Annotated in this window: 25 protein-coding genes; 9 read left to right on the plus strand and 16 right to left on the minus strand. The window is 73.5% G+C overall.

What is annotated here, in order from left to right; translation table 11 throughout:
* The first annotated feature begins 54 nt into the window (after positions 1–54).
* Positions 55–774 carry a TetR/AcrR family transcriptional regulator gene (locus tag ACIGO8_RS30155; protein ID WP_399737245.1) on the plus strand — a complete coding sequence of 240 codons (720 nt, stop codon included), beginning with the start codon at positions 55–57 and terminating at the stop codon, positions 772–774.
* Here the strand turns inward: ACIGO8_RS30155 and ACIGO8_RS30160 are convergent.
* On the minus strand, positions 758–1,639 hold the full coding sequence (locus ACIGO8_RS30160) for a diacylglycerol/lipid kinase family protein (RefSeq protein WP_399737247.1): 882 nt from the start codon (positions 1,637–1,639) through the stop codon (positions 758–760). The two genes, ACIGO8_RS30155 and ACIGO8_RS30160, sit on opposite strands and share 17 nt — an antisense overlap.
* Before the next feature lie 32 nt (positions 1,640–1,671).
* Positions 1,672–3,267, minus strand: a complete 1,596-nt coding sequence (locus tag ACIGO8_RS30165; RefSeq protein ID WP_399737249.1) for an FAD-binding oxidoreductase — start codon at positions 3,265–3,267, stop codon at positions 1,672–1,674.
* A 74-nt stretch (positions 3,268–3,341) separates the two neighbouring features.
* Here ACIGO8_RS30165 and ACIGO8_RS30170 point away from each other — a divergent pair, with 74 nt between their 5' ends.
* The 3 genes from ACIGO8_RS30170 to ACIGO8_RS30180 are packed head-to-tail and all read left to right on the plus strand — an operon-like array spanning position 3,342 to position 6,362.
* Positions 3,342–3,941: a TetR/AcrR family transcriptional regulator gene (locus tag ACIGO8_RS30170; protein WP_399737251.1), complete on the plus strand. Its 600-nt coding sequence runs from the start codon at positions 3,342–3,344 to the stop codon at positions 3,939–3,941.
* Positions 3,938–5,518, plus strand: coding sequence for a glycerol-3-phosphate dehydrogenase/oxidase (locus ACIGO8_RS30175; RefSeq protein WP_399737253.1), 1,581 nt, complete (start codon positions 3,938–3,940; stop codon positions 5,516–5,518). Before ACIGO8_RS30170 ends, ACIGO8_RS30175 begins: the two co-directional genes overlap by 4 nt.
* A gap of 43 nt (positions 5,519–5,561) precedes the next feature.
* Complete coding sequence (locus tag ACIGO8_RS30180; protein ID WP_399737255.1) at positions 5,562–6,362, plus strand: TIGR01458 family HAD-type hydrolase; 801 nt, start codon at positions 5,562–5,564, stop codon at positions 6,360–6,362.
* Here ACIGO8_RS30180 and ACIGO8_RS30185 read toward each other — a convergent pair.
* The 3 genes from ACIGO8_RS30185 to ACIGO8_RS30195 form a co-directional block, all read right to left on the minus strand.
* The gene (locus ACIGO8_RS30185; protein WP_399737257.1) at positions 6,353–6,805 is read right to left on the minus strand and encodes a YbhB/YbcL family Raf kinase inhibitor-like protein; all 453 of its coding nucleotides are present in this window, start codon (positions 6,803–6,805) and stop codon (positions 6,353–6,355) included. The genes ACIGO8_RS30180 and ACIGO8_RS30185 overlap by 10 nt on opposite strands.
* Before the next feature lie 7 nt (positions 6,806–6,812).
* Positions 6,813–7,484 carry a class F sortase gene (locus ACIGO8_RS30190; RefSeq protein WP_399737259.1) on the minus strand — a complete coding sequence of 224 codons (672 nt, stop codon included), beginning with the start codon at positions 7,482–7,484 and terminating at the stop codon, positions 6,813–6,815.
* A 130-nt stretch (positions 7,485–7,614) separates the two neighbouring features.
* On the minus strand, positions 7,615–8,154 hold the full coding sequence (locus ACIGO8_RS30195; protein WP_399737261.1) for a sortase: 540 nt from the start codon (positions 8,152–8,154) through the stop codon (positions 7,615–7,617).
* A 267-nt stretch (positions 8,155–8,421) separates the two neighbouring features.
* On the opposite strand from ACIGO8_RS30195, the gene ACIGO8_RS30200 reads away from it, so the two are divergent.
* Both ACIGO8_RS30200 and ACIGO8_RS30205 read left to right on the plus strand, forming a co-directional pair.
* The gene (locus tag ACIGO8_RS30200; protein WP_399737263.1) at positions 8,422–9,492 is read left to right on the plus strand and encodes a nitrous oxide reductase family maturation protein NosD; all 1,071 of its coding nucleotides are present in this window, start codon (positions 8,422–8,424) and stop codon (positions 9,490–9,492) included.
* A gap of 154 nt (positions 9,493–9,646) precedes the next feature.
* Entirely contained in the window at positions 9,647–10,678 is a 1,032-nt protein-coding gene (locus tag ACIGO8_RS30205; RefSeq protein ID WP_399737265.1) for a methyltransferase, read from the plus strand.
* 84 nt (positions 10,679–10,762) lie between these two features.
* Here ACIGO8_RS30205 and ACIGO8_RS30210 read toward each other — a convergent pair whose 3' ends face one another.
* From ACIGO8_RS30210 to ACIGO8_RS30240, 7 genes are all read right to left on the minus strand, one after another.
* The gene (locus ACIGO8_RS30210; RefSeq protein WP_399737267.1) at positions 10,763–11,095 is read right to left on the minus strand and encodes a TcmI family type II polyketide cyclase; all 333 of its coding nucleotides are present in this window, start codon (positions 11,093–11,095) and stop codon (positions 10,763–10,765) included.
* Positions 11,096–11,120: 25 nt separating this feature from the next.
* Positions 11,121–11,600, minus strand: coding sequence for an SRPBCC family protein (locus ACIGO8_RS30215; protein WP_399737269.1), 480 nt, complete (start codon positions 11,598–11,600; stop codon positions 11,121–11,123).
* A gap of 1 nt (position 11,601) precedes the next feature.
* The gene (locus ACIGO8_RS30220) at positions 11,602–11,862 is read right to left on the minus strand and encodes an acyl carrier protein (protein WP_399737271.1); all 261 of its coding nucleotides are present in this window, start codon (positions 11,860–11,862) and stop codon (positions 11,602–11,604) included.
* A 26-nt stretch (positions 11,863–11,888) separates the two neighbouring features.
* Positions 11,889–13,139: a ketosynthase chain-length factor gene (locus ACIGO8_RS30225; protein WP_399737273.1), complete on the minus strand. Its 1,251-nt coding sequence runs from the start codon at positions 13,137–13,139 to the stop codon at positions 11,889–11,891.
* Positions 13,136–14,404, minus strand: coding sequence for a beta-ketoacyl-[acyl-carrier-protein] synthase family protein (locus ACIGO8_RS30230; protein WP_399737275.1), 1,269 nt, complete (start codon positions 14,402–14,404; stop codon positions 13,136–13,138). Before ACIGO8_RS30230 ends, ACIGO8_RS30225 begins: the two co-directional genes overlap by 4 nt.
* The gene (locus ACIGO8_RS30235) at positions 14,401–14,871 is read right to left on the minus strand and encodes a cupin domain-containing protein (RefSeq protein ID WP_399737277.1); all 471 of its coding nucleotides are present in this window, start codon (positions 14,869–14,871) and stop codon (positions 14,401–14,403) included. Before ACIGO8_RS30235 ends, ACIGO8_RS30230 begins: the two co-directional genes overlap by 4 nt.
* A gap of 80 nt (positions 14,872–14,951) precedes the next feature.
* A complete protein-coding gene (locus ACIGO8_RS30240) occupies positions 14,952–16,076 on the minus strand; it encodes a SchA/CurD-like domain-containing protein (protein ID WP_399737279.1) in 1,125 nt (374 codons plus the stop codon).
* 235 nt (positions 16,077–16,311) lie between these two features.
* On the opposite strand from ACIGO8_RS30240, the gene ACIGO8_RS30245 reads away from it, so the two are divergent.
* Positions 16,312–17,970: an FAD-dependent oxidoreductase gene (locus tag ACIGO8_RS30245; RefSeq protein ID WP_399737281.1), complete on the plus strand. Its 1,659-nt coding sequence runs from the start codon at positions 16,312–16,314 to the stop codon at positions 17,968–17,970.
* A gap of 86 nt (positions 17,971–18,056) precedes the next feature.
* Here the strand turns inward: ACIGO8_RS30245 and ACIGO8_RS30250 are convergent, their stop codons facing one another.
* Positions 18,057–19,451, minus strand: a complete 1,395-nt coding sequence (locus tag ACIGO8_RS30250; protein ID WP_399737283.1) for a uracil-xanthine permease family protein — start codon at positions 19,449–19,451, stop codon at positions 18,057–18,059.
* Positions 19,448–20,572, minus strand: coding sequence for an aryl-sulfate sulfotransferase (locus ACIGO8_RS30255; RefSeq protein WP_399737285.1), 1,125 nt, complete (start codon positions 20,570–20,572; stop codon positions 19,448–19,450). The genes ACIGO8_RS30250 and ACIGO8_RS30255 overlap by 4 nt, the downstream gene beginning before the upstream one ends.
* Before the next feature lie 189 nt (positions 20,573–20,761).
* On the opposite strand from ACIGO8_RS30255, the gene ACIGO8_RS30260 reads away from it, so the two are divergent.
* Positions 20,762–21,316 carry a helix-turn-helix domain-containing protein gene (locus tag ACIGO8_RS30260; protein ID WP_399737287.1) on the plus strand — a complete coding sequence of 185 codons (555 nt, stop codon included), beginning with the start codon at positions 20,762–20,764 and terminating at the stop codon, positions 21,314–21,316.
* A gap of 150 nt (positions 21,317–21,466) precedes the next feature.
* A complete protein-coding gene (locus tag ACIGO8_RS30265; protein WP_399737289.1) occupies positions 21,467–22,963 on the plus strand; it encodes a right-handed parallel beta-helix repeat-containing protein in 1,497 nt (498 codons plus the stop codon).
* Between the two features lie 16 nt (positions 22,964–22,979).
* On the opposite strand, the gene ACIGO8_RS30270 is transcribed toward ACIGO8_RS30265, so the two are convergent.
* Positions 22,980–23,819: an AraC family transcriptional regulator gene (locus ACIGO8_RS30270; RefSeq protein WP_399737291.1), complete on the minus strand. Its 840-nt coding sequence runs from the start codon at positions 23,817–23,819 to the stop codon at positions 22,980–22,982.
* Positions 23,816–24,679, minus strand: coding sequence for an alpha/beta fold hydrolase (locus tag ACIGO8_RS30275; protein ID WP_399737293.1), 864 nt, complete (start codon positions 24,677–24,679; stop codon positions 23,816–23,818). Before ACIGO8_RS30275 ends, ACIGO8_RS30270 begins: the two co-directional genes overlap by 4 nt.
* Positions 24,680–24,780: the final 101 nt, after the last annotated feature.

The raw sequence follows: 24,780 nt of genomic DNA on the forward strand, positions 1-24,780 counted from the left end.
CAGCGGTCCATGAATTTACCCAACGGTAAATTACCCTAGGGTAAGATCCGGGGCATGACAACGCCTCCCGCCAGGACCGGATCCAAGGCCCGATCCAGAGCCGGATCCGGAGCCGGCACCACGACCGGATCGAGGGCCGGCACCAAGGGCGTGCCGAGGGCCGAGCGCGAACGGCAGGTCCTCGCCGCCGCCACCGAGGAGTTCGGGCGGCACGGCTACGAGGCCACCACCATGGCCGCGGTCGCCGCCCGGGTCGGTGTCACCAAGCCGCTGCTGCACCAGTACTTCGGCGGCAAGCAGGACCTCTACCTCGCCTGTCTGGAACCCGTCGGCGAGCGGCTCCTTCAGGCCGTGCGGTCCGCGATGGCCGCGGACCGCGCCGGCGCGCCGGCCACGCCGCTGCGGGTCCTGGACGCCCTCTTCCACGCCTTGGAGGGGCAGCGCGAGGCCTGGTTCGTCCTCTACGACCCGACGCTGCCGCCGGACAGCGACGCCGCCCGGCGGGCGGCGCACTACCGCGGCGCCGTCGACGAGCTCGCCGCGACCGGGACCGCCGACCTCCTGCACGCGACCGGATCCGACGACCCGCTCGACGCCGACGCCCTGATGTTCGCGTGGCGCGGTCTGTGCACCGCACTGGTCCGCTGGTGGATCGGCCGTCCCGACCAGTCGCCCGAGGCCATGACCCGGCGCTGCGCGCGGATCCTCGCCACCGCGCGCGCCCTCGGGAGCGCCGGCGGCGAGGAGGACGGAACGCTCAGGCCAGGACGTTGAGCGCGGCGGGCCGCACCCTCAACGTCACGGGCAGGGTCGCGTCGACCTCGCCGTCCGCGCCGTACGGCAGCGGCCGGTCGGCCTCGATGCGGATCTCCTTGCCGCGCAGGATCTCGACCTCGGGACGGCGCACGTGCGCGCCCGTCTTCAGCTCGTTCATCATGGCGAAGAAGAGGCGTTTGGGCGCCTTGTTGATGACGACGACGTCGAGCATGCCGTCGTCCACGCGCGCGCCCGGTGCGATCTTCCGCCCGAAGCCGTAGAAGCCGGAGTTCGCCGCGACGACCGTGTAGCCGGTGCGCTCGTGCCGCACGCCGTCGATCGTGAGGCGGTACGCGGCCGGCTTCCAGGCGAGGACCGCCCGCAGGCCGCCCGCGTAGTACGAGGCCGCGCCCCGCAGCAGCCGGCTGGCGTTGGCGTGGCGGTTGGCCACCGCGTCCACGCCCGCGTACACGCTTCCGAGGACGCAGATCCGGGCGTGGACGGCGGACTCCACCTCGATGGTGTCGACGGCGCGCGGCTCGCCGTGGAGCAGCGTCTCGGCGAGCCCCGCGGCGTCGGTGGGCAGGCCGAGGGCGCGGGCGAAGTCGTTGCCGCGGCCCGCCGGGACGAGACCGAGGACCGTGTCGGTGCCGCTGAGCGCGCCGCCGACGCAGCCGGCCATGCCGTCGCCGCCGACGGCGAGCACGACGTGGCCGCGCGCCCCGGCGTCCTGGGCGAGCTCGCGCGCGTGGTCCAGGCTGCGGCTGTAGACGGTGTCGAGCCGTGCGCCCGCCTCCCGGAGCAGCCGGGCCAGCGGGAGCAGGCCCGCCGCGCCGCTGGAGCCCCCGGCGGTGGGGTTGACGACGGCGGTGAACTGTCGCATGGATGGGCCTCCGGGCCGCAGGAGTAGGGGGTTCAGCGGACGGGGACGAGGACTCCGGGACTGAGCACGCCGGACGGGTCGACCTCGGCCTTGACGGCCTGGAGCATACGGATGCCGAGCGGGCCGATCTCGCGGGCGTACCAGTCGCGGTGGTCGGTGCCGACGCCGTGGTGGTGGCTGATGGTGCCGCCCGCCGCCAGGATCGCGTCGTTGGCCGCCCGCTTCACCGGCGCCCAGTGCGCGACGGCGTCCTCGCCCTGCGCGGAGACGACGGTGAAGTAGAGGGAGGCGCCGTTCTCGTAGGTGTGCGAGATGTGGCACATGACGAGCGGCGGCGTGCCGGCCTCGGTGAGGGTGTTCGTCAGCGCGTCGCGCACCGCGGTGTAGAGGCCCGGGATCGCGGACCAGAAGGCGGCCGTCTCCAGCGTCTCGGCGAACGCGCCGGCGTCGAGCAGCGCGTCGCGCAGGTAGGGCGCGTCGTAGCGGCCGTGTGCCCACTTCTCGCCGGGCTCCTCGCCGATGAACTCGCCGTCGCAGGCGAGCAGCACCTCGCGGGCGGCGGCACGCCGGGCCGCGGTGTCCTCCTCGGTGCCCTCGTAGCCGACGACGGCCATGCAGCCGGGGTTCTGCGGGAGTTCGGCGCTGCCGATGGCGTCCGGCTGGGCGAGGCCGACGAAGGTCTCGGACTCGTCCGACAGGCGCAGCACGGTGGGCCGCGGGCCGTCCTGGGCGAGCCGGCGCAGGGCCGCCGTGCCGGCCTCGAAGGAGGCGAAGCGCCAGCCCTCGTAGATGCGCTTCGCGGGCAGCGGGCGGATCCGCACGGTCACCGCGGTGATCACGCCGAGGGCGCCCTCGGAGCCGAGGATCAGCTGGCGCAGGTCGGGTCCGGCCGCCGAGCGCGGGGCGCGGCCGGTCTCCAGGGTGCCCTCGGGCGTGGCGACGGTCAGGCCGAGGACCATCTCGTCGAAGCGGCCGTATCCGGCCGAGGCCTGGCCGCTGGAGCGGGCCGCGGCGAAGCCGCCGACGGAGGCCCACTCGAAGGACTGCGGGAAGTGTCCGAGGGTCCAGCCCTGCTCGTTGAGCAGCGCCTCGCAGCGCGGGCCGCGCAGTCCCGGCTGGAGCGTGGCGGTGCGGGAGACCTCGTCGACGGCGAGCAGCCGGTCGAGCCGGCGCAGGTCGAGTGCCACGAACGGCCGCTCGGTGGCGGGCGCGAGGCCGCCGACGACGGAGGTGCCGCCGCCGAAGGGCACGACGGCGACGCCGTGTTCGGCGCAGGCCCGCAGCACGGCGAGGACCTCGTCGTGGTCGCCCGGGAGGACGACGGCGGCGGGGATGTCGTCGACCTCGCCGGCGCGGATGCGCAGGAGGTCGGGAGTCGACTTGCCGCGGGTGTGCCGGATGCGGCTCTCGGCGTCGTCACGCAGGCCGTCGGGCGCGGCGACGGCGGCGCGCAGCGCGCCGCGGGCCTTGTCGGTCAGGGCCGGGCCGGGCACCTCGACGTCCGCGAGGGCGGAGGGGCCGCTCTCGCGCGGGGTGACGCCGAGCAGGTCCCGCAGCAGGCCGGTCACCGAGTCGGGAAGGGGCGCCGCCTTGGCCGGGTCGCCCCAGCCGCTCCACAACATGTCCACTTCGAAAGGGTTCCTCACGGTCTGTTTCACGGACGGCGCTGCCACTCGGCCCGCGCTGCATTACACTGTGACAGATGACGCCCATTCGTCACAACCATGCGGACGCAGATCCCGTGCTCGACGCCGCACGCGACTGCGTGCTCGCCGTCGGCGTGCGCCGGACCACCCTCACCGACGTCGCCCGGCGCGCGGGCGTGTCCCGGATGACGCTCTACCGGCGCTGGCCCGACGTGCGCAGCCTGGTCGGCGACCTGATGACCCGTGAGTGGATCGCCGTCGCCGCCGGCGCCATGCCGCCCGCCCAGGAGGACCGGCCCGAACGGGACCGGATCGTCGAGGGCCTGGTGGCGGGAGCCGCGGCGTTCCGGGCCCACCCGCTCTTCCACAAGATCCTCGACGTCGATCCCGAGCTGCTGCTGCCCTACGTCCTCGACCGGCGCGGCGCCAGCCAGGACGCCCTGCTCGGACTCCTCCACACGGCGCTGGAGGACGGCCACGAGGACGGCTCCGTACGGCGCGTCAGGCCCGAGCTGCAGGCCCGGTCCCTGCTGCTGGTCGTGCAGTCCTTCACGCTCTCGCTGCGCACCATGACCGAAGAGACCGATCCCGAACTGAGCGAAGCCGCCTTCCTGGACGAGCTGCGCACCCTGCTGGAGAGGACCCTCACCCCGTGAACCCCACGAGCAGCCCCGCGAACGGCCCCGCCCTGCCCGGTTCCTCGCTCGACGCCCGGCGGCGCCGCGGCGAGCTGGACCGGCTCGCCGACGGCGACGTCGTCGACGTGCTCGTCATCGGCCTCGGTGCCACCGGAGCCGGAGCCGCGCTCGACGCGGCCACCCGCGGGCTCACCGTCGCCGCGATCGACGCCCACGACCTCGCCTTCGGCACCTCGCGCTGGAGCTCCAAGCTGGTCCACGGCGGACTGCGCTACCTGGCGTCCGGTCAGCTCGACGTCGCCCACGAGAGCGCCGTCGAACGCGGCATCCTCATGGAGCGCACCGCTCCCCACCTGGTGCGCGCCCAGCCCTTCGTCCTGCCGCTGACCCCGCTCGTCAGCCGCGGCCAGGCCGCCCTCGCCCGCGCCGGTTTCCTCGCCGGCGACCTGCTGCGCGTCGGCGCCCGCACTTCGCGCGGCACGCTGCCGCGACCGCGCACGCTGTCCGCCGTCGAGACCCGCCACCTCGCCCCGGCCCTGCGGCCCACCGGACTGCGCGGCGGACTGCTCTCCTGGGACGGCCGGCTCAGCGACGACGCCCGCCTGGTGACGGCGATCGCCCGTACCGCCGCCGCCCACGGCGCCCGGGTCCTCACCCGCACGCGGGCCCTCGCCCTGCACGCCGACGGCGCCGACGTCCGCGACGAGACCACCGGCGAAAGCCTGCGCATCCACGCGCGGGCCGTCGTCAACGCGACCGGTGTCTGGGCGGGCGGCCTCGTGGACGACGTACGCCTGCGGCCCTCGCGCGGTACCCATCTCGTCCTGCGCTCCGAGGACCTCGGCCGCCTCTCGGCGGGCCTGCACATCCCGATCCCCGGCGAGACGAACCGCTTCGTGCTCGTCCTGCCGCAGGGCGACGGGCGCGTGTACGTCGGCCTCACCGACGAACCCGTCGACGGCGAGGTGCCGGACGTGCCGGAGGTTCCCGAGACCGACATCGGCTTCCTGCTCGACGTGCTCGGCTCCGCGCTGGACGTCACCCTCCACCGCGCCGACGTGGTCGGGGCCTTCGCCGGCCTGCGGCCCCTGCTCGAGACCCGGGACGCGGCGGGCCGCACCGCCGACATCTCGCGCAAGCACGCGGTGCTGACCTCTCCCGAGGGTGTCGTCACCGTCGTCGGCGGCAAGCTCACCACGTACCGCCGCATGGCCGAGGACGCCGTCGACGCCGCCGTGGCGGCCCGCGGCCTGACCGCCGGCCCGTGCCGCACCGCCTCCGTCCCGCTCGTCGGCGCGGCCGCGCCGCGGACCCTCGCCGGGCTCGACGTCCCCTCCCGCCTCGTGCACCGTTACGGCTCCGAGGCACCGGCCGTCCACGCGCTCGGCCTCGAGGACCCCGCGCTCGCCGAGCCCGTCGTCCCCGGCCACCCGGTCACCGGCGCCGAACTGCTGTGGGCCGTCCGCCACGAGGGAGCCCTCGACGTCTCCGACCTCCTCGACCGCCGCACCCGCGTCGGTCTGGTCCCGGAGGACCGCGCCGTGGCCGAAGCAGCGGCCCGCGACGCCCTCGCCCGTACGGCCCAGGTGGGGTGACGGCGGGGCGACCCGCGGCCGCCCGGCGGCTAGCGTCGCTTTCATGGAGCGAATCCGAGCGGTCCTGGTCGACATCGACGGCGTCCTCACCGTCTCCTGGAAGGCCCTGCCGGGCGCGGTCCCGGCCCTGGAGCGGCTGCGCGACGCGGGTCTCCGCGTCGCGCTGGTCACCAACAACACCTCCCGCACCCGGGCCGTCATCGCCGAACGCCTGGCCGGCCTCGGCTTCCCGGTGGCCGCCGAGGACGTCCTGACCGCTCCGGCGGCCACGGCGGCGTATCTGCGGGAGCACTGTCCCGGCGCGCGCTGCCTGCTGCTCAACAGCGGCGACGTACGCGACGACCTGCCGGGCGTCACCCTCGTCGAGGAGGGCGACGCCGACGTCGTCGTGCTGGGCGGCGCGGGACCCGAGTTCGGCTACGAGGCCCTCAACCGGGTCTTCCGGCAACTGAACCGCGGCGCCCGGCTGGTGTCCATGCACCGCAATCTCTACTGGCGCACCGAGGAAGGCCTCGACCTGGACACCGGGGCGTTCCTCGAAGGGCTCGAGAAGGCCGCCCGCACCGAGGCCGAGGTGACGGGCAAGCCCGCGCCCGCGTTCTTCGCGAGCGCCCTCGCCCATCTCGACGCCGACGCGTCGGAGGCGCTGATGATCGGCGACGACATCGAGTCCGACGTCCTGGCCGCGCAGCGGGCCGGGATCACCGGCGTCCTGGTGCGGACGGGCAAGTACCTTCCCGAGACGCACCGCGCCGCCTCCGGCACGCCGGACCACGTCCTCGACTCCTTCGCCGACCTGCCCGGCCTGCTCGCGTCCGGCGACGCCGGGCCGGCTCAGCGCTGATAGGTCCCGACCAGGGTGGCGGAGGCCAGTTCCCTGCCCTCCAGGGCGCGGTGCACGTCGTCGGCGCCCGGGTGGCCGTGCAGCGGCAGCGGCTCGGACAGGGCGTAGAGGCGGAAGAAGTAGCGGTGCGGCCCGTGTCCGGGCGGCGGCATCGGTCCGCTCCAGCCGACCCGCCCGAAGCCGTTCGGCCACGGCAGACCGCCGGGCGGTTTCTGGTCCTCCGCCACACCCGTGACGCCGGGATCGATGCCCGTGACCAGCCAGTGCACGAAGGTCGCTCCCGGCGCGTCCGGGTCCTCGCACAGCAGCACCAGCTCGGTGGCCTCGGCGGGCACTCCCGACCAGGCCAGCGGTGGTGAGACGTTCTCGCCCTCCCCGCTGTGCCGGCGGGGGATCACCGTGTGGTCGGCGAAGGCGCTGCTGGTCAGTTCCATTGCGCTCATGCGGGCGCTACCTCGTTCCGGTCAGGGTCGCGAACACGACGGTGTTGGCCCGGTAGCCGGTGCTCCTGGACCAGTCGCCGCCGCAGGTGATCAGGCGCAGTTCCGGGCGGTCGGAGTCGCCGTAGACCTTGTCGTCGGGGAAACGGTCCTTCGCGTGGAGCTCGACCGCGTCGACCGTGAAGAGGGCGGTGCGGCCGTCCTCGCGCAGGACCGCGATGGCGGCGCCCGGGCGGAGGGCGGCGAGGCGGTGGAAGACGGCCGGGCCGAGCGTGGTGTCCACGTGTCCCGCCACGACGGCCGTGCCCGGCGCGCCGGGCGAGGTGCCGTCGGCGTACCAGCCGGCCACGGTCGGGGCGTCGGCGGGCGGGGCGTGCAGGACTCCGTCGCCGTCCAGCTCCAGGGGCGTCAGCGGGGCGTCGACGCCGATGGCGGGGATGCCGATCCGCACCGGGTCCGAGGCGGGCAGCGGCCGGGGCTCGGGGCGGTGCGGACGGGCGCGGACGGCGGCCGGAGCGGCGGCCGGCGGGGCCAGGGCGGCGGTGGGCCGCGGCGGGCCGTCCTCGCCCGCCGCGTGGGCGAGCAGCAGCGTGCCGGCGAGCGCCGTCCAGACGAGCAGCTGGACCGACGGCACCCGCCGCGGCGGTGCTCCGGTGGTCCTCGGCCGGAAGACGTTCCTCATGCCCGTCGCGTCCCCGCCCGGCGCCGGACCTCCCGTCGTGTCCCCACCCGGTGCGTCCCTGTCCGGCGCGTCCCCGCCCGGCGCCGGACCTCCCGGCGCTCCGCGCGGAGCCGGGCCGGGAGGCAGGCCGTCATGCCGAGGGCGGCGCGTCCGTGGCGCGCCGGCGCAGCCGGATCACCCCGCCGGCGACCGCACCGGCGAGCAGCAGCCCGCCGAGGGCGAGCTGGGCGTCCCGTCCGTCGGTACCGTCCGCGCCGCCCGCGGCGGCCCAGCCGAAGCCGGCGTCGACGCCGCCGTGCGGGCGCCCGGAGATCTGGTAGGTGACGGTCTGTTTGGTCCGGGGCGGGCACTTGAGGGTCACGGTGTCCGTGCCGGAGACGGCGTCGTCGGGCACCTGGAACTCACCCACCAGAACGCCCTTGCGGTCGCCCGGCAGCAGGTGGAACGGGCCGCCCGCCTCCGACTCGCCCTTGCCGTACGTCTCCTCGCCGCAGGCGGAGGTGCTGACGGTGACGGTGGAGCCGGGAGCCGCCTTCCCCGGGTTGATCCGGACGTCGCCGGCGGCCGCGCCGGCGGCGGGCTCCGCGGCGACGGCCACGGCGGTGGGAGCGGACAGGACGAGGGCGCCCAGGATCAGGGCGAGACGTGGACCGGTTCGTGCGAGGCGCATTCTTGCTTCTCCTTCGGCGGAGCCTCCTGGCCGGCGGGGCCGCGCGGCGCCTGTGCTGTGCTCCGTGCACGAGGGAAACCCCGCGCCGTGATCACCGCAACGGGAGCAGCACGCGCGGGTGTCCCCCGGTCGGGCGCTTGATCGTCCTCGCCGTGATCATCGCCGCAGGTCACGGCGGACCGGCCGGGACGAACGGCGGGAAAGGGCCCGGCGGGCGAACGGGCTAGTGCGGTGGCCGGGCCGAACTCACGCTCCTAGCTTCGCCGTATGACCAAACGACAGATCGCCCTCCTGGCATGCACCGCGGCTCTCGCGGCGTCGGGCGTGGGCGCCGCCGCACCGACGGCGGACGGCCGGGCCGTGCACGTGCACCGTGTCGGGCCCGGTGAATCCATCCAGAAGGCCGTGGACGCCGCCGCGCCGGGAGACATCGTCCTCCTCTCCCCCGGCACCTACCGGGAGAGCGTCCTCGTCACCACACCGCGACTGACGCTGCGCGGCTCCGGCGCCCGCCCCACCGTGATCGTTCCCGGTGCGGCCGACGCCGGCAACGCGTGCGCGAAGGCCGGGCACGGCATCTGCGTCATCGGGACGAAGGACCGTCCCGTCGACGGAGTCACGGTGCGCTCGCTGACGGTCCGGGGCTTCGCCAAGTCCGGCCTGTGGGCGTCGTGGACGGACCGGCTGCGGGTCCGGCGGGTGACGTCCGAGAAGAACGGCACCTGGGGCATCGCCGAGCAGAGGTCGGTGCGCGGCGAGCTCAGCCACAACATCGCCCGGGACAACGGCGACGCCGGGCTGTTCCTGGCCAACACGGTCGACGAGGAGGGCGGCGCCACCGACGCCGGAGGCACGCTGGTCGCCCACAACCGGCTGTCCGGCAACCGGATCGGCGTCACGGTCCGGCGGCTGCGGAACCTGACCGTCGAGCGCAACGAGGCGACCGGCAACTGCGCCGCGGTGTTCGTGGTGGGCGACGAGTCCGCGCCGCGCGCCGGGGCGATGACGGTGCGCCGCAACCACATCCACGCCAACAACAAGTCGTGCCCGAAGACGCCCCGGCTGCCCGCCCTGCAGGGCTCCGGGATCGTCCTCACCGGCACCGAGGACACGCTCGTCGCGGACAACCGGGTCGTGGACAACGTGGGCGCGTCCCCGCTGTCCGGCGGCATCGTGCTGTTCAAGAGCTTCGTGGGCGCCGTCAACGAGCGGAACGAGATCCGCGACAACGTCGTGCTGCGCAACGGCACGGCGGACCTGGCCAACCGGGACACCGGCAAGGGCAACACCTTCCGCGGCAACACCTGCAAGGTCTCCGAGCCCGCCGGCATGTGCTGACCGGCTCCCCACGGCGCCCGGCCCCTCCCGGCAACCGGCTCCCCCACGGCGGCCGGACCCTCCCGGCGGCCGGCTCCGCACGGCGGCCGCGTCCTCGGCACGGACCGGCCACCGCTCCCTCTCCACGGCACGACAGCAAAGGCAAGGCGAACACATGACCACTGTGGATCCCGCTCCCCCGCCGCCCATGCGGCTGAGGGAGCTCGTTTTCGGGGCGGCGTGCGCCGCCGCCGTACGCGCCGCCGCCCGTCTGGGTGTGGCGGACGCGCTGGGCGACACGCCCATGACCGCGGAGGCGCTCGCGGCCGAGGTGAAGACCGAGCCGCGCACCCTGCGCCGGCTGCTGCGCGCCCTGTCCTGCCAGGGCGTCTTCACGGAGCGCCCCGACGGCACCTTCGCGCACACCGACATGTCCCGGCTGCTGCGCGAGGACGACCCGCACAGCCTGCGCTACATCGCGCTGTGGTGCACGGAGCCGTGGACGTGGGACGTCTGGCCCAGGCTCGACGAGGCGGTGCGCTCCGGCCGCAACGTCTTCCAGGACGTGTACGACCGGGAGTTCTTCACCTACCTCAACGAGGAGGCGCCCGAGTCGGCGCACGTGTTCAACCGGGCCATGACGACGTCGAGCCGGCAGTCCGCGCAGGACGTCGCCGAGCTGCTCGACCTGACCGGTGTGTCCTCGGTCGCCGACATCGGCGGCGGCCAGGGACACGTGCTGGCGAGTCTGCTGGAGAAGCACCCGGCCCTGCACGGCACACTGCTCGACCTGCCCGGAGTGGTGGGCAACGCCGATCCGCGGCTGCGCGAGGGCGGCGCGCTGGCCTCCCGGGCCCGTGTGGTGGCCGGTGACTGCCGGGAGGACATCCCCGTCCGGGCGGATGTGTACATCATCAAGAACATCCTGGAGTGGGACGACGACAGCACCCGCAGGACGCTGGCCAACGTCCGCCGGGCGGCGCTCCCCGGCGCCCGGGTCGTGGTGATCGAGAACCTCGTGGACGACACGCCGTCGATGCGGTTCACCACGGCCATGGACCTGCTGCTGCTCCTCAACGTGGGCGGTGCGAAGCACACCCGGCAGAGCATGGTCGACCGGCTGACGGACGCGGGTCTGGTCATCGGAGAGATCCGGCCGGTCAACGCGTATCTGCACGCCTTCGAGTGCACCGTGCCGCCCGCCTGAGCCGGGCACACGGCGAGAACCCGAGGCCGCCCGCTCCGCGTCTGTCGCGGGGCGGGCGGCCTCGGGTCTCTCCGCCGGGCTCGCTCAGGTGCGGGCACCGGCCTCCCAGCGGTAGAAGCAGTGCGCCATGGCGTCCTTGGGGCTGCGCCAGGTGGCCGGGTCGTACGCGCTGACGTACGCCGACAGCTTCTCGCTGGTGCTGCGGAACTCCGGGTGCCCGGTCAGCTTGGCGATGGCGGGCGCCGGGTCCTGCTCGGCCTCGATGAGGTGCAGATAGACCTCGCCGAACTGGAAGAGGCTGCGCCGGGTCACGCCGACCAGGTGCGGGAGTTCACCGCGGTCTGACTCGGCGAACACGTCGGCGATCGCCGGCGCCGAACCGGGCGCCATGCGGGCGACGATCAGGGCGTGGTGCATCGGGTGTCCCTTCCTGAGGGTGCGGTCAGGCGGGCAGGACCGGTGCGCGGCTCGGTTCGCCGGCGGCCTGCACGATGCGGTCCCTGATCAGTGCCATCTGGACGCGGGAGTTGCGGTTGATGTTGTCCGTCATCCACTCGTCGTCGACCGGGGCGTCGGGCTTCATCGCGAAGTCCTGCACCCAGCGCATCTGGACGCCGCCGGGCAGTTCCGTGTACTCCCAGCGGATGTTCATGTGCGCGAACGGGCCGGTCTCGACGCGGCGGGCGCGCACGGTCCGGTTCGCGCGGTCCACGGTGCGCTCCGAGACCCAGCTCCACACCTTCCCGTTCTCGTCCGGGTGCATGGTGAGGCGGAAGGTGGTGGTGTCGCCCTCGCGGGAGAGCACCTCGACGGAGGCGTACTCGCTGAAGAGCCGGGGCCAGTTCTCGATGTCGTTGGTGATGTCCCACACGAGGTCGAGCGGGGCGTCGATGGTGATGCTGTTGTCGGTGTGTCCGGTCACGTCAGACTCCGGTCTTCAGGGTGGTGTTGACGAGGCCGACGAACTCGGCCGGCGTCTTGCAGCGCTCGGCGTCGGTGGGCAGCGACAGGCTGTAGCGGTTCTCCAGCTCGCCGACGATGCCGAGCAGGCCGAGCGAGTCGACGCCGAGGGTGGCGAACGGGGCGTCCGGCGCCTGCTCGAGCTGGCGCGGGTCGACCGTGACGCCGGCCGACTGCTTCATCAGCGTGGCCAGTTCCTCGAAGGTCAGTTCCTTGGTGATCATGTGTGTCTCTCCTTTCCCGCCCGGTGCTACCGGGCGGAGTCGCCACCGCGGCGCAGCACCAGCGCCGCGTTGGATCCCATGAGTCCCCGGCTGAGGACCAGGGCCGTGCGCAGCTCGGCGGGGCGAGCGCGGGACGTCACCAGGTCGAGGTCGCAGGTGATGTCGAACACGTGGGGTGTCGGGGGCACGAGGCCGTGTTCCATGGCGAGCACCGCGGCGGCCGTGTCGAGCACGGGAGCGCCGCAGTAGGCGCGCCCGATGCCGGTCTTGGGCGCCGTCACGGGGACGCGGGTGGCGTGCGCTCCCAGTGCGTCGGCGAGCGCGAGCGCCTCGGCCCGGTCGGCCTCCGGTACGCCCAGGGCGTCGGCGAACACGACGTCGATCTCCTCGGGCGCGCAGCCGGCCTCGTCGAGGGCGACCCGGATCGCGCGGGCGAGTCCCTCCCGGGACTCCTTCCAGCGCGAGGCGCCGGTGAACGTGGCGCCGTGGCCGGCGACGTAGGCCCGGATCGTGGCGCCCCGGTCGCGGGCCCGGGTCTCGTCCTCGACGACGAGCATGGCGCCGCCCTCGGCGGGCACGAAGCCGCGGGCGCCCGCCGTGAAGGGCCGGTAGGCGCGGTCGGGTTCCTCGACGGTGCTCAGTTCGCGGTAGCCGAGCTGGCACACCATCGAGTACGGGGCGAGCGGCGCCTCGGCGGCTCCGACGACCACGGCGCCGGTTCCGCGCCGTACGGCCCGGGCCGCGTGGGCGAGGGCGTCGAGGCCGCCGGCCTCGTCGCTCGCGACGACCCCGCACGGCCCCTTGAAGCCGTGCCGGATGGAGATCTGGCCGGTGCTCGCCGCGTAGAACCAGGCGATGGACTGGTAGGGGCCGACGAACTTGGAGCCCTGTCCCCACAGTTTCTGCAGCTCGCGCTGGCCGAACTCGCCGCCGCCGGAACCGGCGGCGGTGACGACGCCGATGGAGAAGGGCTCGTCGGGGTCCGCCGCCTCGCGGCCGAGGCCGGCGTCGTCGAGGGCGAGCCGGGCGGCCGCCATGGCGTAGTGGGTGAACCGGTCGGTCTGGACGAGGAAGCGCTCCTCGATGAGGGCCGAGGCGTCGAAGCCCTCGACCTGGCCGGCGACCTTCAGGGGCAGGTGCTCGCATCCCTCGCGGGTGATCCTGCCGAGGAACCCGAGGCCTTCCCGTACGGACTTCCAGTACGCGTCGGCGTCCAGTCCGTTCGGGGCGATCACCCCGATCCCGGTGAGGGCCGCCGGCCCTGGCTTGGTGCTCATCGTGTCCTCCCGCCCGGCCCTGTCATGAGCACCGCCGACTGGAAGCCGCCGAATCCGCTGCCCACGGAGAGCACGTTCCTCAGCTTTCGCGGGCGGGCGGTGCGCGGCACGTAATCCAGGTCGCACTCGGGGTCGGGGATCTCGTAGTTGGCCGTCGGAGGCACCACCTGGTGCTTGAGGGCGAGCACGCAGGCGGCGACCTCTATCGCGCCGATCGCGCCGAGCGAGTGACCCACCATGGATTTGATGGAGCTCATGGGCGTGTCGTAGGCGTGGGCGCCGAGGGAGCGCTTCACGGCGGCGGTCTCGTGCCGGTCGTTCTGGCGGGTGCCGGAGCCGTGCGCGTTGACGTAGTCGATCTTCGTGGGGTCGAGCCTGGCCTGGGCGAGCGCGGTGTCGATCGCCCGGGACATCTCGAGTCCCTCCGTGGTCAGACCGGTCATGTGGTAGGCGTTGCCGTAGGTGGCGTAGCCGCTGATCTCGCAGTAGACGTGCGCGCCGCGGGCGCGGGCGTGCTCGTACTCCTCCAGGACGAGGACCGCCGCGCCCTCTCCCATGACGAAGCCGTTGCGGCGGTTGTCGAAGGGCTTGGAGGCGTGCTCGGCGTCGTCGTTGTCGGGCGAGGTCGCCTTGATGGCGTCGAAGCAGGCCATCGTGATCGGCGATATCGGCGAGTCGGAGGCGCCGGCGATGCAGACGTCCGCGCGGCCCTCCTCGATGGTGTGGAAGGCGTAGCCGACCGCGTCGAGTCCGGAGGTGCAGCCGGTGGAGACGGTCTGGACGGGCCCGCGGGCCCCGAACCGCTCGGCCACGACCGCGGCCAGCGTGCTCGGCTGGAAGGCGGTGTGCAGCTGCGGTCCGGCCGCGTGGTGGTCCACGTCCCAGCGCTGTCCGGCCGCGCTGACCAGGACGTAGTCGTGTTCCAGGCGGGTGGTGCCGCCGACCGCGCTGCCGAGGGAGACCGCGACGCGCCAGGGGTCCTCCGTGGCGGTGTCGAGGCCTGAGTCGCGTACGGCTTCTCCGGCGGCGACGACGGCGAACTGGACGTACCGGTCGGCGTGCTCGCTCAGCTCCGGGTCCAGGCCGTGCGCGGCCGGGTCGAAGTCGCACTCGGCGGCTATCCGTGAGCGCAGTCCGGCGGGATCGAACAGGGTGATGCCACGGGTCGCGGTACGGCCGTTGGCGAGCAGGTCCCAGAACGCCGCCGCTCCCGTGCCGCCGGGCGCGACCACCCCGATTCCGGTGACCGCCACGCGCCGGGTCACTCGATGGCCCCGCTGCGCTCGGCGACCTGTCCGGGGTCTCCCACGGTCAGGTGCGGCCCGGTGGCGGCGAGCTCGCCGTTCTCGGTGGCCTCCGTGTCGACGTGGCCGAGGCTCGGCCGCGGCGCGAGCGGGCCGAGGTGGAAGACCATCCGGGCCTCCACCTCGCCGACGTTGCGGAAGCGGTGGCGCATGTCGATCGGGATCAGGAGGCCCTGGTCGGGCTGGAGCGCGTACGTGTCGCCGTCCAGGTCCACCTCGAGGGCGCCCTGGATGACGTACACGAACTCCTCGGAGTACGGGTGGTAGTGCTCACCGATGCGCTCGCCGGGCTGAATGATGGCCAGGCCCATGAAGCCGCTGGTGGAGCCCACGGTGGCCGGTGTGAGCATGGCCCGCAGGTCACCTCCACGCCTGCGGTTGGGCTCCGTGTCGCTCAGGTTCACGATGCGGGGACGCTGCTGGAGCATGGTTGATACCTCCGAGTGGGGCAGGTGCGTGCGGGGTGACGGCCGCGGCCGGACGCGACGGTCCGGGCCGCGGCCGTGCGTCAGGAGTCCGCAGAGCTGCGGTCGGTGACGGGCAGCATGTCGGCGTGCGACAGGAGCCGGTTGATGTTGCGTTCGGTCTCCAGGGAGCCCTCGACGCCGATGGCGGCGCCGTCGAGGAGGCGCTCCAGCTCCGCGGCCTTTCCGGGGCCCTTGAGGCCGAGCGAGGCGACGGGGTCCAGGTCGAGCTCGGTCGTGATGTCGACGAGGCGCACCACGATGTCGTCCCGCTGGAAGACGGTGCTTCCGTGGACGGGGCTGTCGGGGTCCTCGGCGGCGGCCTGGTCCTGGTGGGCGAGCAGCCGGGCCAGGTCCATGCCGCGGCCTTCCTTGGCCGGGTAGTACAGCGCGTGCCGCCGCAGGCCGGCCGGGGCCGGCCGGTCGGACACCACGTGGTGGACGGCCGGGAGCGCGGCCCGGGTGAAGAACACGCGCGCCGACTCGGGGTCGGTGAGGTCGCGGTCCTGCTCCAGGTACGGGTTGATGGCCTCCTCGACCGCCCGCACCTCGGGCTGGCGCGCGACATGGCGCAGCGCCGCCAGGAGGTCGCCCTCCACCTCCACGCAGCGCACGACGCGGTTGCCGTGCATGAAGAGCGAGGTGCGGCGCAGCCGGGTGTTCTCGTCGACCTTGGCGGAGGGCGACTCGTATCCGGCGAGCAGCTCCGCGACCTTCGACTCGGAGCCCGGCTTGACGGTGAAGGTCAGGGCGTGGCGCGCCACGCCGTCGCCCACCCGGGCCGCCTCCTGCGTGCCCCTGGAGGTCCGGTCCGCCGAGAGCGGCTGCCGTGCCCCGGTCTCGCGCAGGATGCTGTAGCGCATCGACCGGGTGTCCCGGACGCAGCTGTGCATCGGCTTGACGGTTTCGACGTGCTCCTCGCTGTTGACCCAGGCGAGGAACGGCGGGGCGCTCTCCCACTCGCTGGTGATGAGCCACTGGGAGGGGTTCTCGATGGACTGGCAGAGCTGGTCACTGATGTGACCGGGGACGGAGGCGACCTGCTTCCGCATGAGTTCGTACGCCTCCAGGAACTGCTCCTGGGCGCCTTCGTACAGATCGAGCAGCAGGATCACCCGCAGCCTGGAGCCGTCGAAGGCCGACTGCGACACTCGTCCCGAGGGGGTCATCCGACGCACCTCATCTCTTCTTCCGGGAGGGTCGGGAGGGACCCGCCGTGCCCGAAAGGCCGGGGGTCGTCATGTGCCGATAGTTGGCAGCCGGGCCGATCCGCGCGACTTCCACGGGGCGGATGAGTGAACCGCGCGTCATACGGGTGCCCCGAACGCGCGAATCGGTCCGGGCCGGGCATGAATCTGCTTCCCAATCCCTGACTCGCGTCGTGGGTGACGCTGGAGGCGATCAATGAACCGATTCGAAGAGGCCGGCGAGGTCGGTCACCGCACGCCCGTCCTCATCGTCGGCGGCTCTCTGGTGGGTCTGTCCACCTCGCTGTTCCTGGGGCGGCTCGGCGTGCCGCACACCCTCGTCGAGCGCCACGCGGGCACCTCGATCCATCCGCGCGGCCGCGGGAACAACGTCCGCACGATGGAGCTGTTCCGGGGCGCCGGGGTGGAGCGGCGCATCGAGGAGGCCGCGTCGGTCCTGGGCCGCAACAACGGCATCCTGCAGACCCCGAGCCTGGTGGGCGACGTCGGGGAGTGGCTGTTCCGGGAGATCGACCCGGGTGGCGGCGTCGCCCGGTTCAGTCCCGCGGGCTGGTGCCTGTGCAGCCAGAACGACCTGGAGCCGGTGCTCCTGGCGGAGGCCCGCGAGCTGGGCGGGGACCTGCGCTACTCGACGGAGCTGATGTCGTTCGAACAGGACGCCGACGGAGTGACCGCGCGGGTCAAGAGCCGCGAGACCGGTGAGCACACCACCATCCGCGCGGACTACCTCGTCGCCGCGGACGGTCCGCGCAGCCCCGTGCGCGAGACGCTCGGCATCGGCCAGAACGGGCCGGGCGACCTGTTCCACAACGTCAGCATCACCTTCGTCTCGCGCGACCTCGCGGACGTGGTCGGCGACCGCCGCTTCATCGTCTGCTACCTGACGAACCCGGAGGCGGACGGGGCGCTGCTGCCGGTGGACAACCGGGAGCGGTGGGTGTTCCACGCGCCCTGGCATCCCGAACGGGGCGAGACGCTGGAGGAGTTCACCGACGAGCGCTGCCGGGAGCACATCCGCAGGGCCGTCGGGGTGCCCGATCTGCACGTGGAGATCACGGGCCGCGCTCCGTGGCACGCCGCCGAGCGGATCGCCGAACGGTACGTGGACGGGCGGGTGTTCCTCGCCGGCGACTCGGCCCACGAGATGCCGCCCACCGGTGCCTTCGGCTCCAACACCGGTATCCAGGACGCGCACAACCTCGCCTGGAAGCTGGCCGCCGTCCTGGGCGGCTGGGCGGGCCGCGGCCTGCTCGAGTCGTACGACACCGAGCGCCGGCCGGTCGCGGAGGCGACGAGCGCCCGTGCCTCGTCGCGCTCGGTCGAGCACAGCCACCCGGGTTACGCTCCGGCGCCCGGCGCCGGCGGGCCCCCCGGCGGACGCGGCGGCATCCTCAACGTGGCGCTCGGCTACCGCTACCCGCACGGAGCGGTCCAGGGCGCCGACCCGGCCCAGCCGGTGGTGCCGGACAGGCTGAGCCTGGTGGGCGAGCCCGGCAGCCGGGCGCCCCACATGTGGCTGAACCGCGCCGGCACCCGGGTATCCACGCTCGACCTGTACGAGCGGCACCTCGTCCTGCTGAGCTCGGCCGGCACGACCGGCAGCTGGCACCACGCGGCCGCGCACGTCGCGGAGCGCCTCGGGGTGCCCGTCGACTCGTACCGCATCGGCGAGGGCGCGCACGCGGAGCTCACGCCGCTGGGCGACACGGACTGGGCGGAGCTCCACGGCGTCAGCTCCGACGGCGCGGTGCTCGTGCGGCCCGACGGATTCGTCGCCTGGCGCTCCGCGGGGCCGTCGGACGACCCGGAGACGGCGCTGCGGACGGTGCTGACGGCCGTCCTGGGCCTGGACTGACCGCCCTCGCCTGCGCCCGTGACGACGGCACCAGGGCCGCCCGCTCCTTCGTGAGCGGGCGGCCCTGGTGCGCGGGCGGGGATCGGTCAGCGGTCGTCCGGCGCGTTGCGCGGGCCGTCGGCGCGGGCCGGGCCGAACCGGCCGAGCAGCGCGGTGAGGAGGACGGCGGTGAGGGTGCCGGCGACGACTCCGCTGCCCAGGATCGTGCGGGCCCAGCCGGGGAATCCCGCGTACAGCTCCGGGCTGAGCAGCGGCAGCAGGCCCACCGTGAGCGCGAGCGCGGCGGTGAGGCTGCCCGTACCCGTGCCGGACAGGTCGGCCCGGCGGAGCATCTCGACGCCCATGACGGCGATCACGGCGTAGACGACGAGGGCGGATCCGCCCACGACGGCTTCGGGTATGCCGGCGATCGCCCGGGAGACGGGCGTGGCCAGGCCGAGGACGACGAGCAGCACGCCGGCCCCGGCGGTCACATGGCGGCTGCGGACTCCGGTCAGCCGGCCGATGCCGATGTTCTCGGCGCTGGTGACCATGAGGGAGGTGCCGAACAGGGCGCCGGCGAGCGAGACGAGGGCGTCGGCGCGGGCGACGCGCGGGACGTCCCGCTCGGGAGCCGGTGTCCGCCCGACGGTCTCGCTGTTGAGGACGGTCTGTCCGGTGATCTCGGCGAGCGTGGTGAGGCTGAACACCAGGAGCGGGAGGGCGGCCACGAGGTCGAAGCGCGGGGCTCCGAAGGGCAGCAGGCCCGGCAGTGCGAAGCCGTCGCCGGCCGCGGGAGTGAAGGTCCCGAGGCCGGTGACCGCCGCGGCGGCCGTTCCCACCGCCATGCCGATGAGGACGGAGGTCTGGCGCCAGACGCCGCGCAGGAGTACGTACGCGGTGACGGTCGCCGCGACCGTGAGAGCGGCGAGGAGCACCGCGCGCGGCTCGCCGGTGCCGTCCGGGCCGGTGACGAGCCGGGCGGCGACCCGGATCATCGCGATGCCGATGAGCAGCACGGTCACGCCCATGACCAGGGGCGGGAAGAGGCGGACGACCCGGGCGTAGAGCGGCAGCACCGCGAGCAGCAGCGCCGCCGCGAGCAGCACGGCACCGGAGGCGGTCGCCGGTCCGTGTTCCTGGGCGATCTGGAGGAACAGGGCCGTGGCGGCGCCGCCGGGCAGCATGACGAAGGGCAGCCGGCCGCCGATCCGCCACACGCCGAGGGACTGGAGCAGGGCGCCCGCGCCGCACAGCACCAGGACGGCGCTGAGGAGGGACGCGGTGGCGGCGGGCGTCATGCGCAGGGTGCCGGAGACGAGGAAGACGGTGGAGACCGGGGCGGCGATCATCGCCAGGACGTGCTGGGCCGCCAGCGGTGCGAGGCGGCGCACCGGCACGCGCGCGTCGACGGCCTCGGGCTCGCGGGCCTCGGGCTCGCGGACCTCGGACTGGTGCGCTTCGGGCTCGCGGGCCTCGGCGGGTCGTCTGGTGGTGGTCATGAGCGCGTCTCCAGCCAGGGGATGTCGGCCGCGGCGTAACGGTAGGCGCGGAAGACGGCGTTGGGCTCGGACGGGAAGAGGCCGCGCACCTCGCTCTCGCCGTAGCCGGCGAAGTGCGGGACGACGTACTCCCAGCACAGGTAGCCGTCCTTCGTCACCTCGAAGAGCCGGCCGGACGGCGAGTCGGTGACCAGCGTGTTGCCGTTCGGCAGGCGCTGCGCGGAGCCCATGAAAGGCGCGAAGAAGAACTCGCGGGCCGGGTCGTGGTACTCCCACACGATGTCGCCGCCGGCCCGGTCGATCTCGATGACGCGGGAGTAGGGCACGTCGTTGCCGGGCCGGAAGACGCCGTTGTCGAAGACGAGCAGCCGGCCGTCGTCCAGTTCGGTGGGCGCGTGCTGCTGGCTGACGGTGCCGGGACGGCTGCGCCAGAGGATCTCGCCGGTGTCGCGGCTGATGACGACGACGGCCGAGACGCTGCGCAGGCTGGCGAGGATGTTGCCGTCGCGCAGCGGCGTGACGCTGTTGATCAGCGGCCAGTGCTCGCGGGCGTAGGCCTCGTGCAGCGGGAACGCCTCGCGGTCGAGGTGGTCGGCCGCGCGCCAGGACCACAGGAGTTCGCCGTCCGGGCCGACCTCCTTGATGGTGTCGGCCCAGACGAGGCCGTCCGCGGCCTCGGAGCCGGGCACTCCGCCGCGTACGGCCGCGGCCTCGGCGCCGGCGAGCGGCTCCAGCGCGGTGTAGAGGATGCGTCCGTCGTCGAGGTGGTGGGCGTCGTGGTGCTGGAGCGGGTCCCGGTGCTCGCTCAGGACGGTCCCGTCGGGCGCCGCCTTGAGCATGACGCCGCCGCGGTACTTGTGCCACATCGGGAAGAGGGCCTTCTCGCCGGGGAGTACGCCGTTGTAGGCGAGGGTGCCGTCGGGGAGCAGGCGGGCGTGCCGGCCGGGGCGGTAGGGCAGGTCCCAGCGGTGGACGGTGCGGCCGTGGAGGTCGACGAGATAGACCTCGCCGGTTCCGGTGAGCGGCGCGTAGAGGGTGTGGCCGTCGTACGCGGCCGACTCGTCCAGGGCGATGAGGCCGGTGGGACGTCGGCGGCGTGAGTTCTGGTCGATCTGCGGCACGTCGGAGCTCCTCGCTTCAAACTTTCTTTGATGAGAACAACCGACTTTGACGGTAGAGCCGTTGTGTGACGGGAGTGTGTCAGCAGTACGAAACCGTCCGCGGGTTCGCGCCGCGCGCCGCGTAAGGTGCCTTCAGGCGCCGCCTACCAGGGAGTACGGCGTCATCGGGGCGGGAAGGACGGACGATCCATGGATGGCGCGAACACACCGCGGGTGGGCGCCGCCGTACGGCGCCGGCGACGGGCGCTCGACCTGACGCTCGCCGAGGTGGCCGGGCGCAGCGGGCTCTCCTCCCCGTTCCTCAGCCAGATCGAGAACGACCGGGCGCGGCCCAGCATGCGGTCGCTGCAGCGGATCGCGGACGCGCTCGGCACCACGGCCGTCCAGCTGCTCGCGGCCTCCGACGAGTCCCGCACCGTCGACGTGGTGCGGGCCGGCGACGACAGCGGCCTCGACCAGGAGGCGCGCGTCCGGCCGGTGGTGCGTGGCCGGCACCAGCTGCACGCCCTGGAGTTCGTCGGCGAGCACGAGGCGGACCGCGAGTTCCGGCACCGCAACGACGAGCTGATGTACGTGGCGGACGGCTCGGTGGAGGTGGAGGCGGACGGCCGGGTCCACCGCCTGGGCCGCGGCGACACCCTCCTCCTCTCCGGCGGCGTCCGCCACCGCTGGCGCACCACGGAACGGGGCTCGCGGATCCTGGTGGTCGCGATCGGCGAGCACGTGGAGGTGCTGGAGTCCTGACGGCGGCACGAGCGCGTTTTCCGGACGTACGCGAGTCGACCAATCGCCCGCCTTCTGATCGAAATTCGATCAATCGACAGAAGTGCATTGACTCGCTCACCGCCCGGTCCTAGCTTCTGGCGGCACCGACCCCCAGAAAGGTGTTGCGTCATGACCATCGGGCTCCTCCGAAGGTGGCGTTCACTGAGCGGCGCGCTCCTCGCCGTATCCGTCGCCGTCCCGTTTACCGGCACGCCCGCCTCGGCCTCGGGCAACACCACCTACGTGGACTGCTCGCGCGCCACCGCCGGCGACGGGAGCCAGGCCGCGCCGTTCCACAGCATCGCCCAGGCCAACGGCCGGACGTACGCCGCCGGTGACACGCTCGCCTTCGCGTCCGGCACCACCTGCACCGGCTCCCTCGCGCCCCGGGGCAGCGGTACGGCCGCGGCGCCCATCACCCTCACCAGCTACGGCACCGGCTCCCTGCCCGTGATCGACGGCGGCGGCGCGGCGGACGTGGTCTCCCTGACCAACCAGGACCACTGGCGGATCACCAACCTCCGGCTCACCAATCCCGCCGCCTCCCTCGCCCGCCGCACCGGCCTCCGGATCTCCGCCACGGACGGCACGGCGCACCGCGGCTTCGACATCGGCTCTCTCGTGGTGGACCGCGTGGCCGGCCAGACGAACAAGAACAGCCCGACCACCGAGGACTACGTCCAGTCCGCCGGCATCGTCACGGGTGCGAGCGGAACCGGCTCGACGCTCCACGACGTCCACGTCCACCACAACCGGATCAGCGACACGGGCGGCGGCGGCCTCAAGATCCGGGTCGGCGCCCTGGCGGCCAAGGGCTCCGGCGTGCTCGTCGAGCACAACATCGTCAAGGACGTCGGCGGCGACGGCGTCATCGTCAGCTACGCCGAGGCGCCCATGATCCAGTACAACAACGCCTCCGGCGTCGGCAACGGCGTCTACCCCTTCTCCGGCGGCAACTTCGCCGGCATCTGGGTGCTCGGCGACCACGACCCGACGATCCAGAAGAACGCCGTGTACGGCATCACGCGGATGTCCGTGGCCGACAGCCAGGCCTTCGACTGCGACTGGGGCAACACCGGCACCTGCACAGTGCAGTACAACTTCAGCCGCGACAACATCGGCGGCTTCTTCCTCGACTGCGACGGCTGCGGCACCATCGGCGCCGCCCGGCAGGTCGTCCGCTACAACATCTCCGAGAACGACTGCCGCATGAGCAGCGTGAGCGCCGGCCGTTCGGCGCTGCACCTGTACAACAACGTCTTCTACTGCACGGACAGGAAGCTGAGCATCACGCTCCCGGACGAGAGCGTGGTCGAGAACAACATCTGGGTGGGCACCACCGACTCCCGGCTGCCCACGGCCTCGGGCATCTCCTGGCTGTGGAACGTCTTCCAGGGCGTCCCGAGGCCGACTGCCAACGGCATCGTGGGCGACCCGCACTTCGTGAACCCGGGCACCGGCGGCGACACCCTTGCCTCGGTCGACGGCTACAAGCTGCGCGCCACGTCGCCGGCCCTGAACAACGGCTCCGTGATCAGCGGCAACGGCGGCCGCGACTACTGGGCGAACCCGGTCTCCACCACCGCCAAGCCGCACCGCGGCGCCTACAACGGCCCCGGTCTGTAGCACACTTGCCGGCCGCTCACCGTCCGCGCGCGTCGGCGGGCGCCGGGGCGAAGGCCGCCGTGGCCAGCGCCTGCCAGGCGCTCGGCGACATCCCGTACGCGCCGCGGAAGGTACGGCTGAAGTGCGAGGGGCTGCTGAAGCCCCAGCGGTGCGCCACCGCGGCCACGGTGAGCCGGTGGGAGCGGCCGAGCTCGATCCGGCAGGACTCGAGCCGGCGCCGGCGCACCCACTGGCTGACCGTGGTGCCGTCGTTCTGGAAGAGCTTGTGCAGGTAGCGGACGGAGATGTGGTGGGCGCGGGCGATCGACTCCGGTGACAGGTCCGGGTCCCTCAGCCGCCCTTCGATGAAGGCACGGATGCGGGACAGCATCTCCGTGGCGCCGCCCGGCGCCTCGGCGCCCTCCTCGGCGACGCCGGACTCGAGGAGCTCCACGACCAGCACCGACAGCAGGTGCACCGCCGTCCGGGCGGGCCGGTCGCCGATGGTGGACCGGCGGAACTCGGCCTTGGCGGCGAGCACGGAGAGGAAGTCGGACACCAGCGCTCCGAGGCCCTCGTCGCCGGGCACGACCGCGCCCACCACCTGCTCCAGTTCCCGCTGCGTGACGCCGAGATAGCAGCGGGGTATCCGGAGGAACATCATCCTTCCGTCCTCGCCGAAGCGCAGCGGATCGGGCCCGGCCGGGTCGCAGAAGACCAGGTCGCCCGGCCGCAGCGGGCTTCTGACGCCGTCGCGGACGCCGGCGACCGAGCCGCTGACGTGCATGCCGAGGTGGACGCAGTCTCCGTCGCCCGGCCCGGGCGTCGAGGAGCGGACCTGGACGAGCCGGTCGTGCGCCGTCGTGGCGGCGGTCATCGCGACTCCGGGGCGCCGGCGCGGAGTTCCTCGGCGAGGAACTCCTCCACCACCGCGTTGAAGGCCGCCGGGTTCTCCAGGAACGGGAAGTGCGAGTTCGCCACGTCGGCGGGGAAGACGTGGAGCCGGGCGCCCGGGATCCGCGCGGCGACGAAGCGCTGCGAGTCGGGGTGCACATGGCTTCCCTCGCAGCCGATCACCAGGGTCGGGACGTCGATCCTGGGCAGGACGTCGCGCCAGTCCTGGGCGCAGTGGTCGAACAGCAGGGGGACGCCGGCGTGGGCGGGCGTGGAGGCGATCTCCTCGGTGACGAAGGCGAGGACAGCCGGGTCGGGCTCGCCGGAGAACATCCCGCGCACGAAACCGGCGCGCACCGCGTCGCCGCCGGGTGCGGCGAGCGCGGCGCCGAGGGCGAGCAGCTCGGCGACGTCGAAGATGGCCCCGGCGTCACGCTGTTCGCGCTCGGTGGTCCAGGGAACGGCGGCGACGGCGGCGGGCTGGTCGACGGCGACGAGGCGCCGGATGCGCCCGGTGCCGTACTGGTCGACGAAGCTCCACCACACCGAGACGCCCATCGACCAGCCCAGCGCGTCGAAGCGGTCGAGCCCGAGGTGGTCGACGAGTTCGAGTACGTCGCGGGCGAGGCGGGCGACGCGGTAGCCGTGCCGCGGTTTGCCCGACACACCGTGGCCGCGCAGGTCGTGGGTGACGACGCGGCGGCCGGGCGACAGTTCCGCGACCTGGTGGCGGAACATCGCCTGTGTCTGGCTCCAGCCGTGCAGCATGACCAGCGGCACGCCCTCGCCGCCGGTGTCCCGGTAGGCGATGCGTGTCCCGTCGGTCGTCGTCATTTCCTTCATGGACCTCTTCCCTGTTCACGGGCGGGCCGTCGTGGCCGCCCCGTCCCGGCCATCCTCGAACGCGGCGCCTCGCCGCCACCACCGCGTGCTGTAGGAATCGG

The organism is Streptomyces sp. NPDC053493, from assembly GCF_044544825.1.
In the GTDB taxonomy this organism is placed as follows: Bacteria; Actinomycetota; Actinomycetes; order Streptomycetales; family Streptomycetaceae; genus Streptomyces.